Consider the following 14,110-nt stretch of genomic DNA (forward strand, 5'->3'; position numbering starts at 1 on the left):
TCGGGCCGGAGCCGGTCAGGCCGGAGTCGGAGCCGGTCAGGCCGGAGTCGGAGCCGGTCGGCACCGATTCTATGGCGGCTTCTATGGCGGTGAGGAAGGCGTCGGTCTCCTGCGGCGTGCCGGCGGTGACCCGGAGCCAGCCGGGCAGCCCGACGTCGCGGACCAGCACGCCGTGGTCGAGCAGAGCCCGCCAGGCCACCCGCTCGTCGTCACCGACCTCGAAGAGCACGAAATTGGCGTCGCTGTCGGCGACCCTCCGGCCGCGCAACCGCAGCCCGGCGACGATCCGGTCCCGCTGCTCCTTGATCGCCTCGACGGTGCCGAGCAGCAGGTCCCGGTGCGCCAGCGCCGCCCGGGCGGCGGCCTGGGTGAGCGCCGAAAGGTGGTAGGGCAGCCGGACGAGCTGCACCGCGTCCACCACCGCCGGGTCGGCGGCGAGGTAGCCGAGTCGCCCGCCGGCGAAGCCGAACGCCTTGCTCATGGTCCGGGTCACCACCAGCCGGGGGTGGCCGGGCAGCAGGGCCAGCGCGGTCGGGGTGCCGGGGCGGGCGAATTCCGCGTACGCCTCGTCCACCACCACCATCCCGGGCGCCTCGGCCAGCACCGCGTCCAGCACCTCCGGGTCCAGCGCGGTACCGGTCGGGTTGTTCGGCGAGCAGAGGAAGACCAGGTCCGGCCGGTGTTCGCGGACCTGCGCGACGGCGTCGGCGGCGGTCAGCCCGAAGTCGGGGCCCCGGTTGCCGTCCCGCCACGCCGTGCCGGTGCCGGTGGCGAGCAGTGGATGCATCGAGTACGCCGGGGTGAAGCCGAGCGCCGTCCGCCCCGGCCCGCCGAAGACCTGCAACAGTTGCTGCTGGACCTCGTTGGAGCCGTTCGCCGCCCACACGTTGCCGGTGCCCAGCCCGTGCCCGAGATAGTCGGCCAGGTCGGCCCGGAGCGCCACCGCGTCCCGGTCCGGATAGCGGTTCAGGTCCCGCAGCTCGGCCGCGACCGCCTTGCCGATCGCCTCCACCACCGGCTCCGGCACCGGGTACGAGTTCTCGTTGGTGTTCAGCCGCACCGGCACGTCGAGCTGCGGCGCCCCGTACGGGCGGCGCCCGCGCAGGTCGTCGCGGATCGGCAGATCGTCGAGGGAGGTCACGTCGTCGCCGCCCCGTCGGTGCTCTCCGGGAACGTCCCGCCGAGGCTCTCCGGGAAGGCCCCACCGGTCTGCTCCTGGAACCGGACCCGGACCGCCTGGCCGTGTGCGGGGAGGTCCTCCACGGCGGCCAAGGTCACCACGTGCCGGGCGGTGTCCCGGAGCGCCGCCTCGTCGTATTCGACGATGTGGATGCCGCGCAGGAAGGACTGCACCGACAGCCCCGAGGAGTGCCGGGCGCAACCGCCGGTCGGCAGCACGTGGTTGGAGCCGGCGCAGTAGTCGCCGAGCGACACCGGCGCGTACGGGCCGACGAAGATCGCCCCGGCGTTGCGTACCCGCATCGCCCAGGCGCGGGCGTCCCGGGTCTGGATCTCCAGGTGCTCGGCGGCGTAGAGGTCGACCACCCGCAGCCCCGCCGCCAGGTCGTCGACGAGTACCGCACCGCTCTGCGGCCCGCCGAGCGCGGTGCCGATCCGGTCGGCGTGCTTGGTCTCCGGCACCTGCCGGCGCAGTTCCCGGTCGACCGCCTCGACCAACTCGACCGACGGGGTGACCAGCACGCTCGCGGCCAGCGGATCGTGCTCGGCCTGGCTGATCAGGTCGGCCGCCACGTGCACCGGGTCGGCGGTCTCGTCGGCGAGTACGGCGATCTCGGTCGGGCCGGCCTCGGCGTCGATCCCGACCACGCCGCGCAGCAGCCGCTTGGCGGCGGTGACCCAGATGTTGCCCGGACCGGTGATCATGTCGACCGGCTCGCACCGGGTCTCCCCACCCGCATCCGTGGCCGCCCCGTACGCCAGCATGGCGATCGCCTGGGCGCCGCCGACCGCGTATACCTCGTCGACGCCGAGCAGCGCGCAGGCGGCCAGCACCCGGGCGTCGGGCAGGCCGCCGTTCTCCTGCTGCGGCGGGCTCGCCACCACCAGCGAGCGGACCCCGGCCGCCTGGGCCGGCACCACGTTCATCACCACGGTCGAGGGGTACATGGCGAGGCCGCCGGGGACGTACAGCCCGACCCGGTCGACCGGGACCCAGCGCTCGGTGACGGTACCGCCCGGGACGACCTCGGTGGTCACGTCGACCCGCCGCTGGTCGGCGTGCACCCGGCGGGCCCGGTCTATCGCCTCGACCAGCGCGGCCCGGACCTCCGGCTCCAGCGTCGACTCGGCCTCGGTGATCGCCTCGACCGGCACCCGGAACCGGTCCAGCCGCAGGCCGTCGAGCCGATGTGTGGCGTCCTGGATCGCCGGGAAACCATGCTCGCGGACCGCCTCCACGATCGGGCGGATCTTCTCCACCGCCACGGAGACGTCAAGCTGGGCACGGGGCAGCAGGGCGCGCGGGTCGCGCCAACCACCGCGCAGGTCGATCCGGTTCAACACCCTTGGCAGTCTATTCGGCGCCCACCGACCGGGCCGCGTCCGCCCAGCCGGCGGGACGGTGAGCCGGACCACCCGGCCGGGTGGGCGGGCCAGCACCGCCCGACGAGGCGGCCGCACCATTCTGGGCGACGGCGGGTACACCACCGCCGGGCGCCGGTCTGGCCTGCGTAAGGGCGGCCCGTGGCACGACCAACAACGGAACCGGTCGGAGTGGGCAGACCGGCCGGGCGGGCCGACCTCTCACGCCCGGAACCCGGCCCGTCACAAGGCAAACCCGGACAGACAACTCAATGTCGTGGACTATTTGGCAGGGCCGCCACACATGAGTGCGGTGTCCAGTAACGTTCGCCGGGTTTCCGTCGTACCCGCGGGTTTCACTGTGCTGGTGCCTCGTCGTCGGGATCCGGCCGCTCCTGCAGCGGTGTATCGGACTGCGCGGGTGGGGCTGCGGTTGACGGTTGGTCAGCGGCGGCGGTGCTTCGGCCTGCTCCGGTCGGCGGGAGATGTGTGGGCGTGTGTGTTGGAGGTCAACGCGTGGCGTCGGGCTCGTCGGGACGTGCCGTTGGTGGGTTGTCAGGAGTTGTGCCGGGAGTTGGCCGCTGCCGGACCGGGCACATTCGGGGAGTTGGACTCGAGGGGTGCCCGCTCGGTATTACGCCGGTTCTCCGACGCCTGGTTCGGGGCGGCGAAACGCCGCAACAGCGGCGACATATCGGCCCGCTTTCCGCGTCGTCGCCGGTTCCTGCTGCCCGTGCGCTGGTACCACGGCACCTTCACAATCGAAGACCATCGGGTGCGGGTCCCGACCGCTCGTGGCACGGCCCCGTTGTGGCTGCGGCTGGCCCGACGCCTGCCGTACCCAGCCGAGCAAGTCCGGTCGGTCACCCTGCTGTCCGAGGCCGGCCGCCTGTACCTAGACGTGACCGCCGAGATCCCGGTCGTGGAACCCGAGCCGGGGTGCGGTCCGGACCCGCAGCGGGTGGCCGGCCTGGACCTCGGTGTGATCCACCCGTACGCGGTCGCCGGCCCCGACGGGCAGGCCCTGTTGGTGTCAGGGCGGGCCATCCGGGCCGAACACCGCCAACACCTCGCTGACACGAAGAAGCGCCGTCGGGCGGCCGCCAGCCGGGCACCCGCAAAGGGGCGGCGGGGGTCGCGGCGGTGGCGCCAGTACCGACGTCGGGCCCAGCTGGTGGAGGGTCGGCATCGGCGGCGGATCCGACAGGCCCAACACGAAGCCGCGAAGACCGTGATCGGCTGGGCCGTCACCCACCAAGTCGGTGTACTGCGGGTTGGTGACCCGCGTGGTGTCCTCGATCTCAAGGCGGGGCGGCGGCATAACCTGCGGTTGCGGCAGTGGCAGATCGGTCACCTCATCCGTATCCTCCACGACAAGGCCCCCTGGCCGGGATCAGGGTCGATCTGGTCGACGAGCGGGGGACGTCGTCGACCTGCCCCGCCTGCACCCGGCGGATATCGAAGCCTCGGGGTAGGAATCTCAGCTGCCCGCACTGCGAATACAGGGGCCATCGTGACCTGGTCGCGGCGGCCATCATCGCCACCCGCACCCCGGGCGGCGGACCCACCACCCCACCCGCTGCCGCCACCGCTGTGCCGGTGGTGTCGGGTGGGGTGGTCACGCACCGTCGAGCCGGCCGACACCTACCCGGTGCCGGCCAGTCCCGACGTGACCCCCGCCGCCCACCACAACACCCCGGGCGGCGTGCGGATCGGTTGGCCAACGGTGGCCCGCCCCACCAACCACACGGTGGGGAGTCGCTCGCCCAACAGGCGAGGATCCACAAGACCACCGGGAGACCCGGTGAACTTTGGTGGACACCGCACTAGTCTCGGACCGTGGACGCGCGGCTGCCGGTGTTTCCGCTCGGGACGGTGCTCTTTCCCGGCCTGGTCCTGCCGTTGCACATTTTCGAGGCGCGCTATCTCGAACTGATGCGGCACCTGCGCGGCCTGCCGGACGGCACGCCCCGGGAGTTCGGCGTGGTCGCCATCCGCCGCGGCGGGTCGGCATCGGTCTCCGCCGGCCCGGAGCCGGAGTCCGGCATCGGGCCGGAGCCGCGGTCGGGCCGGCCAGGGCTGACCGACCGGCACCCGAACGGTTCGCCGGTCACCCTGCACGAGGTCGGCTGCACCGCCGAACTCCGGCAGGTGACCGAGCTGCCGGACGGCCGGCTGGACGTGGTCACCGTCGGCCGCCGACGGTTCCGGATCGCCGGGGTCGAGGAGGGCGCCACCCCGTACCTGACCGCCGAGGTGGAGTGGCTGCCCGAGCCGGCCGGGCAGGAGCAGCTCGCCGACCTGCTCGCCCCCCGGGTGCTGTCGGTCTTCCGGCGCTATCTCACGCTGGTCCGGGACGATCCGGAGGAGATCTCCGAGCAGTTGCCGGACGACCCCACCGTGCTGTCGCACCTGGTGGCCGCGACCGCCGCGCTCACCCTCACCGACCGGCAGCGCCTGCTGGCGACACCGGACACCGCCGGCCGGCTGAGCGCGGAACTCCGGCTGCTCAATCGCGAGGCGGCTCTGTTGCGTCAGGTACGGGCGGTGCCGGTGCCGCTGACGGAGCTGGCGGTACCGGCAAGTCCCAACTGAGCGGCCGGGGTGCCGGCTCCACCTCGGGCCGGAACACGGGCTCTGCCTCGGGCCGGAACACGGGCTCTGCCTCGGGCCGCAGCCCCGGATACCGGGACCAGCCGGCCAGCAGGGTATACATCACCGCGGCGCCGAACGCCGGCACCAGCAGGTCCTGGATCGCGGGGATGAACCCGAGCAGCAGGTCGTACTGCCCGCCGTGCAGGTCCGGCGGCTTGCTGAACGTCGCCCCGGGCGGGGCGCTGGCCAGCAGCCGCTCGTAGCCGGAAAGGCCGATCTGCCGGCCGAGCTGCCAGGCCAGTACGGCGGCGCCGAGCATGCCGAACACCACCACCAGCATGCCGACCGGGCCCCGGTGGCGGCGCAACACCAGCCACATCACGATCGCGGCCAGCACGCCGAGGCCGAACCCGAGCACGCTGAACCAGCCGTCGGCGGCGATGAACTCCTCCGGCTGCGGCGCGGCCAGCAGTGCGCCGTCCTCGGTCTGCACCACCGGTACCCCCGGTGACACGACCGACCAGAGCAGGCCGAACGGGATGCCCAGCAGGATCAACACCAGCAGTGCGCCGACGCTCGCCGCCCCGCCCCGGAACAGTCGGCGGGCCGGGTTGCCGTCGACCGGCTGGGCGACACCGGGCGGACCGACCGGAGCCGGCCAGGTGCCGTTCGCGGTGGCCGGGTCCGGCCCGGGCCAGCCGAGCGGGTCCACGACCGGCCCCACCCCGGCCGGCGGACCCGGAGTACCCGGACCAGCTCCGACCGACGCACCCGAGCCGACCGGCACGCCCGAGCCAGTCAACGCACCCGAGCCGGTCGGCGTGCCCGAACCGGTCGGCGTGCCCGAACCGGTCGGCGTGCCCGAACCGGTCGGCGTGCCCGGGGCCGGCCCGGCGGGTGTGCCGTACGGCGGGGTCGGGGCTGCCGGCGGAGGCGGCGGCGGTACGCCGGCACCTCCGTGTTCGCCGTCGCCGAGCGGGCCGTCGGAAGGGGAGGTTGCCGGACTCACACGTTGATCCTCTCAGGCCCAGCCACCCTTCGGAGGCCCGACCCGGGGGTAGCCCGCGCCGGAGTGGCCGGCGGTCCCCTCCGGCCCCGGTCTAGGGCCGTCGGCCCGGCGCCACTCAGCCCGCGACGGCGCTCGGCCCGAGTAGTGCCTTGAGGTCGGCCATCAGCGCGGTGGTGGGGGCGACCCGGAGCGGGCTGAGCCGCAGCAGGGTGGCCCGGGAACCGTTGACGAGTTTGACGTGCACCTCGGCCGAGCCGGGATGGCTGGTCAGCACCTCGCGGAGCCGCTCGACCAGCGGCGGCGTGCAGCGGGACGGCGGCAGGGCCAGTACCACCGGCTTGACCTCGTCCGCCGCAGTGATGTCGGGCATCGAAAGGTCCATCGCCATCAGCCGGGGCTGGTCGTCGCGGCGGTCGACCCGGCCCTTGACCACCACGATCGCGTCCTCGGCGATGTACTGCCCGACCAGCTCGTAGGTGTTCGGGAAGAAGAGCACCTCGACGGCGCCGCCGAGGTCCTCCAGGGTGGCCGAGGCCCACGCCCGGCCCTGTTTGGTGATCCGGCGCTGCACCCCGGAGAGGATGCCGGCCAGGTTGACCACCTGCCCGTCGGCGACCCCGCCCTCCTCGGCGAGCGCCGCGATGGACATGTCGGCGGCGGCGGCGAGTACGTGCTCGACGCCGAAGAGCGGATGGTCGGAGACGTAGAGGCCGAGCATCTCGCGCTCGAAGGTGAGCAGGTCGGTCTTGTCCCACTCGCCGGACGGGATCGGCGGGGTCACCACCATGCCGCCACCGGCGCCGCCGTCATCGCCACCGCCGAACGCGTCGCCGAACAGGTCGTACTGGCCGACCGCCTCGTTGCGCTTGAGCGCGATGAACGAGTCGATCGCGTCGGTGTGTACGGCGAGCAGCCCCTTGCGGGCGTGCCCGAGCGAGTCGTACGCGCCCGCCTTGATCAGCGATTCGATGGTCTTCTTGTTGCAGGCCACCGCGTCGACCTTGCGCAGGTAGTCGTAGAAGTCGGTGAAGTTGCCCTTCTCCCTGCGGGACCGCCGGATCGACTCGACCACGTTCGCGCCGACGTTACGGACGGCGGCCAGCCCGAACCGGATGTCGGTGCCGACGGCCGCGAACCGGGCGTTGGACTCGTTGACGTCCGGCGGCAGCACCTTGATGCCCATCCGCCGGCACTCGGCCAGGTAGACCGCCGACTTGTCCTTGTCGTCGCCGACGGAGGTGAGCAGCGCGCTCATGTACTCCGCCGGATAGTTCGCCTTCAGGTAGGCGGTCCAGTAGGAGACCACCCCGTATGCCGCGCTGTGCGCCTTGTTGAACGCGTAGTCGGAGAACGGGACCAGGATGTCCCAGAGCGTCTTGATCGCCGCGTCGGTGTAGCCGTTGTCCTTCATGCCGGCGGCGAACGGCTTGAACTCCTTGTCGAGGATCTCCTTCTTCTTCTTGCCCATCGCCCGGCGGAGCAGGTCCGCGGCGCCGAGGGTGTACCCGGCGACCTTCTGGGCGATCGCCATGACCTGCTCCTGGTAGACGATCAACCCGTAGGTGTCGCCGAGGATGTCCTGCAACGACTCGGCGAGTTCGGGGTGGATCGGCACCACCGGCTTGCGGTTGTTCTTGCGGTCGGCGTACTCGTTGTGCGCGTTGGCGCCCATCGGACCGGGTCGGTAGAGCGCGCCGACCGCCGAGATGTCCTCGAAGTTGTCCGGCGCCATCGAGCGGAGCAGTGCCCGCATCGGGCCGCCGTCGAACTGGAACACCCCGAGGGTGTCGCCCCGGCCGAGCAGGGCGTACGTCGCCTTGTCGTCCAGCGGCAGGTCCTCCAGGACCAGTTCCTCGCCCCGGTTGTCCCGGATGGCGTCCAGGGCGTCGTCCATGATGGTCAGGTTGCGCAGGCCCAGGAAGTCCATCTTGAGCAGGCCGATGGTCTCGCAGGCACCCATGTCCCACTGGGTGATGATCGAGCCGTCCTGCTCACGCTTGTGGATCGGCAGCACGTCGAGCAGCGGATCGCGGGACAGGATCACGCCCGCCGCGTGCACCCCCCACTGCCGCTTGAGCCCTTCGAGGCCCTTGGCGGTGTCGACGACCTTGCGTACCTCGCCGTCGCCGTCGTAGAGCTGCCGGAACTCGGCCGCCTCCTGGTAGCGCGGGTGACCCGGGTCGAAGATGCCGCCGAGCGGGATGTCCTTGCCCATCACCGCCGGGGGCATCGCCTTGGTGATCCGGTCACCCATCGCGAACGGATAGCCGAGGACCCGGGCCGCGTCCTTGATCGCCGCCTTCGCCTTGATCGTGCCGTACGTGATGATCTGCGCGACCCGCGCCTCGCCGTACTTCTCGGTGGCGTAGCGGATCATGTCACCGCGCCTACGCTCGTCGAAGTCCATGTCGATGTCGGGCATCGAGACGCGGTCGGGATTGAGGAACCGTTCGAAGAGCAGGCCGTGCGCCATCGGGTCCAGCTCGGTGATGCCGAGCGCGTACGCGATCAGCGCACCCGCCGCCGAGCCCCGCCCCGGCCCGACCCGGATCCCCTCCCGCTTGGCGTACGCGATGAGGTCGGCGGTGACCAGGAAGTAGCCCGGGAAGCCCATCTTGATGATGACGTCGAGCTCGTATTCCGCCTGCCTACGCCGGTCCTCCGGCACCCCGCCCGGGAACCGCCGCTCCAGCCCACGCATCACCTCCTTGCGCAGGTACGTCTCCTCGGTCTCCCCCGCCGGCACCGGGAACTGCGGCATCAGGTTGCGGGAGGCGAACAGCGCCGAGTAGTCGCCGATCTTCTCGGCGATCTCCAGGGTGCTGTCGCAGGCCCCCGGCACCTCGGCGTCCCAGAGCGCCCGCATCTCGGCCGGCGACTTCAGATAGAAGTCCCGGGCGTCGAACTTGAACCGCTTCGGGTCGGCCAGCGTCGAACCGGACTGCACACAGAGCAGCACCTCGTGCGCGTCCGCGTCCTTCTCGTACGTGTAGTGCAGGTCGTTGGTGGCCACCGGCTTCAGGTTGAGCTTCTTACCCAGCCGGATCAGGTCCTGCCGGATCCGGGTCTCGATGTCGAGCCCGTGATCCATCACCTCCAGGTAGTAGTTCTCCGCCCCGAAGATGTCCCGGAACTCCGCCGCCGACTCGCACGCCTTCTCGAAGTTCCCGATCCGCAGCCAGGTCTGCACCTCACCCGACGGGCAACCGGTCGTCGCGATGATCCCCTTGCCGTACTCGTGCAACAGTTCCCGGTCCGCCCGCGGCTTGAAGTAGTAACCCTCCAGGCTCGAACGCGAGTTCAGCCGAAACAGGTTCCGCAGACCATCCGCGTCCGCGGCGATCATCGTCATGTGCGTGTACGCACCACCACCGGAGACGTCGTTCTCCCCGCCGTCCGCCCACCGCACCCGGGTCCGCTCCTGCCGCAGCGTGTTCGGCGTCACGTAGGACTCGACACCGATGATCGGCTTCACCCCGGCGGCCGTGGCCTGCTTGTGGAAGTCGTACGCGCCGAAGAGGTTGCCGTGGTCGGTCATCGCCAGCGCCGGCATGCCCAGCCGGTCGGTCTCGGCGAACAACTCCTTGAGTCGGGCCGCCCCGTCGAGCATCGAATACTCGGTGTGCACATGCAGGTGCACGAACGAGTCAGACACCCAGGGCCCCCTTCCCTCACGCGACCGCCGGCCGGCCCGCCGACGAAACGGCGGCTGCCGGTCACCCAGCGGCGCATCCCCCAAACGGCACCACGCAGCGCCTGGCGAGCGCAGGCCGGACGGCACGATCCGTGCCCCGACGGCAGGGCGCGTACCCCGACGCGCGACCGCCGGCCACCGAGCCTAGTCCCCGGGCCCGTCGGTCTCCAGGCTTGACACCCGTCCGGGCGAGGTGCCACACATTCCGCCTTCGGGCGTGTCGCCCGACCGGTGCGTCCCGGACCGAACCCGGCCCGGAGCACCCGCCACCGGCCCGACCCGGACAGCTCGGCGGAACGGACGGTACGGCGCCGGATCAGCGGGCGAACGGCTCCAGCATCATCGACGCCGCCTGGAGCCAGGCGTCCCGGGTCTCCTGCGCCAGGTGGGTGTGCTCGATCGACGAGCCGGTCTCCAGCGCCGGGTCGTACGGCACCACCGCCACCGCCCTGGTCCGGGTGGCGAAGTGCCGCTTCAGGTCATCGAGCAGCGGCGACCGGCCCGGCGTCGGGCAGGAGAGCAGCGTGACCGCGTTGTCGGCCAGCTCGCCCATGCCGATGTCGTGCAGCAGGTCGAGCATCCAGTCGGCGGTGAACGCGGCGTCCTCCCGGGGCACCGTGGTGACCACCAGTTGGTCGGCGGCGCGCAGCACCGTCTGCCAGTTGGAACTCTCCACGTTGTTGCCGGTGTCCACGCAGATCACGTCGTGGGTACGGCGGAGCAGCTCCAGCACCCGCCGGACGGTGTGCTGGTCGAGGCGCTGGGCGAACCGGGGGCTCTCCTCGCCGGCCAGCACGTCGTACGAGCCGTCGGAGGCGTGCCGGAGGTAGTCGTCGAGCCGTTCGATCAACTGGGTACTGGGCAGCACCTCGATCTCGATCAGGTCGGCGACCAGGTGCCGGATGGTCCGGGCGTGCCGGGCGCTGCCGGCCCGGAGGCCGAGGGTGCCGCGCAGTTCGTTGTCGTCCCAGGCGAGCACCCCACGGCCACGTACGCTGCCCACCGTCGCGGCGGCGAGCACCGTCGCCGTGGTCTTGTGCACGCCGCCCTTCGGGTTGGCGAAGGCGACCACCCGGGGTGAGCCGAGTTCGCGGCGGAGCACGTTCCGGGCGCGTTCCACCTCGGGGTCGACCGACCGCTGCTGCCGGCCCGGATAGGGGTCCAGGCTGGCCCGGCGGGACACCGGGGCGTACCCGACGTCCGCCGCCGGATAGCCGGGGGCCGGCGGATGACCCGGTGCCGGGGCCATCGGCGGGGCGGCCGGCGACCCCGGCGTGACCGGCAGCGCCAGCGAGGTACGGGGCGCCGGAACCGACCGGCCGGTGGCGGGCGGCGGCACCGGCCGGTGCGGCAGGGCCGGGGCGGCACCCGGGTCGGGGTGGCGGGCCGGGATCGGCGGGCCGGGCAGGGCTGGACGCGGTGCCGGCACCACCGGCGGTGGCGGCTGGTATCCGCTGCCGAGCGCCGCGTAGCGGGACTCGCCCGGGAAGTCCGGCCCGGCCGGCTCGGGGCGGTAGGGCTCCACCGGCTCGGGCCGGTAGCCGGGATCCGGCCGGTAGCCGCCGGGCGGATAATCCGGCTCCCGCCGGTCGGCACCCGTCCGGTAGTCCGGGCCGGACCGGAAGCCCGGCTCGGCAGGATGCCCGGGACCGGGCCGGTAGCCGGACTCGGCCGGGCGTCCGGAGCCGAAGCCGGGATCGGGCCGGTAGCCGTTCTCGAGGGCGGCGTAGCGGGACTCGCCCGACGGACCCGGCGGGGCCGGCGCGGCTCCGCCGCCGTATCCGGGCGCGGCCGGATAACCGGGGGCAGCCGGATAACCGGGGGTCCGGGAGTCCGGCTCCGGCCTGCCGGGATAACCGTTGCCGGCGAACCGGCCGGCGGCGTGACCGCCCTCGGCAGCCGGCTCTGTACCGGGTCGTTCGTCGAGGTCCTGCTGCTCGTCGCCCCGGCCGCCGTGCAGGGCCCGGTCGAGCAGCGCCCGCCAGCGCGGCGCTGATTCCGCCGGCCGGCCCCAGCCGGTCTCGGTGCCGTCCACGGCTCGCCCCTCCCAGCACCATCGGTCCCCGCCCTGACAGGCTACGAAGCAAACCCTATTCGGGCCACCTAGGGAGCGCATCCACCACCGTCGGCGTGCCCGCCGACGACCAGACGTCCACCGTGCCGCCCACCGTCACGCTCCGCCACTCGCCCCGGTGGCGGGCAGGTCGGCCGGGGGTGCCTCGACCGGCGGCCGGTCCGACGGTATCTCGGCCGACGGCGAATCGGCCGACGGGTCCGGCGCCGGCGGAAGCTCGTCGGGCGGCGAGTCCACGGGGGGCGGCGGTTCGGTCGCCCCGGGATCGGCCGGGCCGGCGGTCACCCCGACCGGCGGGTCGACGGGTGGCTCGGCCACCGGGTCGGTCGAGTTCGGCGGGGCGGCCGGGTCCGTACCCGGCTCACGTCCGGTGTCCGGCCCGCCGGTCCCGTCGCCCTCGGCCGGTGGCAGGCTCGCGTCGGCCGGCGGACGCACCACGTCGTGCTGCTCGGGCAGTGGCGGCGTGAAGACCGTACGGTCCAGCCGCTGTACCTCCGGGGCCGGGTCCACCGCCCGCACCTCGGATCGGGCGGCGACCCGCTCCAGCGCGGCCGGTTCACCCCGCACCACGGCGGCATAGACGCACGAGCACCGGGCCCGGTAGGCCGTCGCCTCCTCGTCGGCGACCCGGGCGCCGCTGGAGTAGAACTGCCGCAGTTCCCGCTCCCGGGCGCCGTCGCCGGTGACCCCGGCGGCCCGCTCCTGGTAGTCCTGGACCTCCTGGTCCTTGCGCGCCGCGATCTCCGACATCCCGGCGAGCACGTCGTCCGGGACCCGCTGGGCCGGGATCCGGACGATCTCGGTCTGGGTGCCGGGACGCCACAGCCGGGCGAAGACCTCCGAGACACCGATCCCGGTCAGCACCGGGGTCAGCCGGTCCGGCGCCAGGTAGGCCGACATGGTCACCAGGGCGTACGTCGGCTGCGCCGGCTCGGCCGCACCGGCCGCGACCAGCGCCCGCAGCTCGCCCCGGCTCGCCTCCACGTAGCCGGGGATGGACTGCCCCTGCACCACCCCGACCCGGGTGACCTCGCCGACGGTCTGGTCGCCGGCCGGTCGCCGATCGGCCGCCCACACGGCGGTGACGAGTACGGCCACCGAGCAGAGCAGCGCGACCGTGGTCAGCAGCCGGAGCCGGAGCCGGCCGTGCCCGAGTCGGGCCATGCCCCGGGCCAGGGGCGGCAACAGTCGGCTGTCCAACTGTCGCAACAGGTCGCCGAGGCGCACGGACGAAACTCCCTCGTCGGGTGATCCCTGCCGGTCGGTCAGTCGCGCAGGATGCGGAGTGCAACTTCCAGGTCGTCAGGGTAGTCGCTGACGAACCGGACCTGCTCGGCCGTCCGGGGGTGCGCGAAGGCCAACTCGCGGGCGTGCAGCCACTGACGGGTGAGCTGGAGCCTGGCCGCCAGGGTTGGATCGGCACCGTATGTCAGATCACCGACACACGGGTGCCGCAGGGTGGAGAGGTGCACCCGGATCTGGTGCGTACGCCCGGTCTCCAGCCGTACGTCGAGCAGGCTCGCCGCCGGAAACGCCTCCAGGGTGTCGTAGTGGGTGATGCTCGGCTTGCCGCCGGACACCACCGCCCAGCGGTAGTCGTGGGTCGGGTGCCGGTCGATCGGCGCGTCGACCGTGCCGCGCAGCGGGTCGAGGTGACCCTGCACCACCGCGTGGTAGCGCTTCTCCACCTCGCGCGCCTTGAACGCCCGCTTCAGCAGGCTGTACGCCTGCTCGCTCTTGGCCACCACCATCACGCCGGTGGTACCGACGTCGAGCCGGTGCACGACGCCCTGCCGCTCGGCGGCGCCGCTGGTCGCGATGGTGTGCCCGAGCGCGGCCAGCCCGCCGATCACCGTCGGGCCGGTCCACCCCGGGCTCGGGTGCGCCGCCACCCCGACAGGCTTGTCGACCACCACGATGTCGTCGTCGGAGTAGACCACCCGCAGTCCGGGCACCGTCTCCGGGATGACGGTCGGCGCGGTGGGCGGCGCGGGCAGCACCACCTCCAGCCAGGAGCCGGCCGAGACCCGGTCGGACTTGGGCCGGGCGGCGCCGTCGACGAGGGCGTCACCGGCCTCGACCAGCGCCGCCGCCACCGTCCGGGAGAGGCCGAAGAGCCGGGAGACCGCCTGGTCCAGCCGCATGCCGTCGAGTCCGTCGGGTACCGGCAGGGAGCGCCGGTCGCCGGTGGGCCGCA

The 14,110-nt window shown here is 72.8% G+C and carries 7 protein-coding genes and 3 pseudogenes; 3 read left to right on the forward strand and 7 right to left on the reverse strand.

Annotation, left to right across the window (positions count from 1 at the left end; genetic code table 11):
- Positions 1-79: 79 nt before the first annotated feature.
- Together Pma05_RS09815 and hisD are read right to left on the reverse strand one after the other, a co-directional pair.
- A pseudogene (locus Pma05_RS09815) lies at positions 80-1,141 on the reverse strand (histidinol-phosphate transaminase); the annotation flags it as partial.
- 77 nt (positions 1,142-1,218) lie between these two features.
- A pseudogene (gene hisD / locus Pma05_RS09820) lies at positions 1,219-2,523 on the reverse strand (histidinol dehydrogenase); the annotation flags it as partial.
- 1,000 nt (positions 2,524-3,523) lie between these two features.
- On the opposite strand from hisD, the pseudogene Pma05_RS43940 reads away from it, so the two are divergent.
- From Pma05_RS43940 to Pma05_RS09835, 3 genes and pseudogenes are all read left to right on the forward strand, one after another.
- Positions 3,524-3,772 (forward strand): annotated as a pseudogene (locus tag Pma05_RS43940) (hypothetical protein); the annotation flags it as partial.
- A gap of 107 nt (positions 3,773-3,879) precedes the next feature.
- A complete protein-coding gene (locus tag Pma05_RS43945) occupies positions 3,880-4,371 on the forward strand; it encodes a zinc ribbon domain-containing protein (RefSeq protein WP_203857026.1) in 492 nt (163 codons plus the stop codon).
- A 9-nt stretch (positions 4,372-4,380) separates the two neighbouring features.
- A complete protein-coding gene (locus Pma05_RS09835) occupies positions 4,381-5,136 on the forward strand; it encodes an LON peptidase substrate-binding domain-containing protein (protein ID WP_203857027.1) in 756 nt (251 codons plus the stop codon).
- Here Pma05_RS09835 and Pma05_RS09840 read toward each other — a convergent pair.
- The 5 genes from Pma05_RS09840 to Pma05_RS09860 all read right to left on the reverse strand — a co-directional run bounded on the left by Pma05_RS09840 (position 5,051) and on the right by Pma05_RS09860 (position 14,057).
- Positions 5,051-6,145 (reverse strand): DUF2567 domain-containing protein, encoded by a 1,095-nt coding sequence (locus tag Pma05_RS09840; RefSeq protein WP_239312098.1) that lies wholly within the window; start codon positions 6,143-6,145, stop codon positions 5,051-5,053. The two genes, Pma05_RS09835 and Pma05_RS09840, sit on opposite strands and share 86 nt — an antisense overlap.
- Positions 6,146-6,260: 115 nt before the next feature.
- Positions 6,261-9,800 (reverse strand): DNA polymerase III subunit alpha, encoded by a 3,540-nt coding sequence (dnaE, locus tag Pma05_RS09845; protein WP_203857028.1) that lies wholly within the window; start codon positions 9,798-9,800, stop codon positions 6,261-6,263.
- Between the two features lie 355 nt (positions 9,801-10,155).
- Positions 10,156-11,874: a MinD/ParA family ATP-binding protein gene (locus tag Pma05_RS09850; RefSeq protein ID WP_203857029.1), complete on the reverse strand. Its 1,719-nt coding sequence runs from the start codon at positions 11,872-11,874 to the stop codon at positions 10,156-10,158.
- A 135-nt stretch (positions 11,875-12,009) separates the two neighbouring features.
- Positions 12,010-13,140, reverse strand: coding sequence for a hypothetical protein (locus tag Pma05_RS09855; protein WP_203857030.1), 1,131 nt, complete (start codon positions 13,138-13,140; stop codon positions 12,010-12,012).
- Between the two features lie 38 nt (positions 13,141-13,178).
- On the reverse strand, positions 13,179-14,057 hold the full coding sequence (locus tag Pma05_RS09860; protein ID WP_203857112.1) for an RluA family pseudouridine synthase: 879 nt from the start codon (positions 14,055-14,057) through the stop codon (positions 13,179-13,181).
- Between the last annotated feature and the right edge of the window lie 53 nt (positions 14,058-14,110).

Source organism: Plantactinospora mayteni (assembly GCF_016862935.1).
In the GTDB taxonomy this organism is placed as follows: Bacteria; Actinomycetota; Actinomycetes; order Mycobacteriales; family Micromonosporaceae; genus Plantactinospora; species Plantactinospora mayteni.

Coding starts and splice junctions, on each gene's coding strand:
- Pma05_RS09860 (WP_203857112.1), bottom strand. CDS start 14,057: ATGCGGCTGGACCAGGCGGTCTCCCGGCTCTTCGGCCTCTCCCGGACG.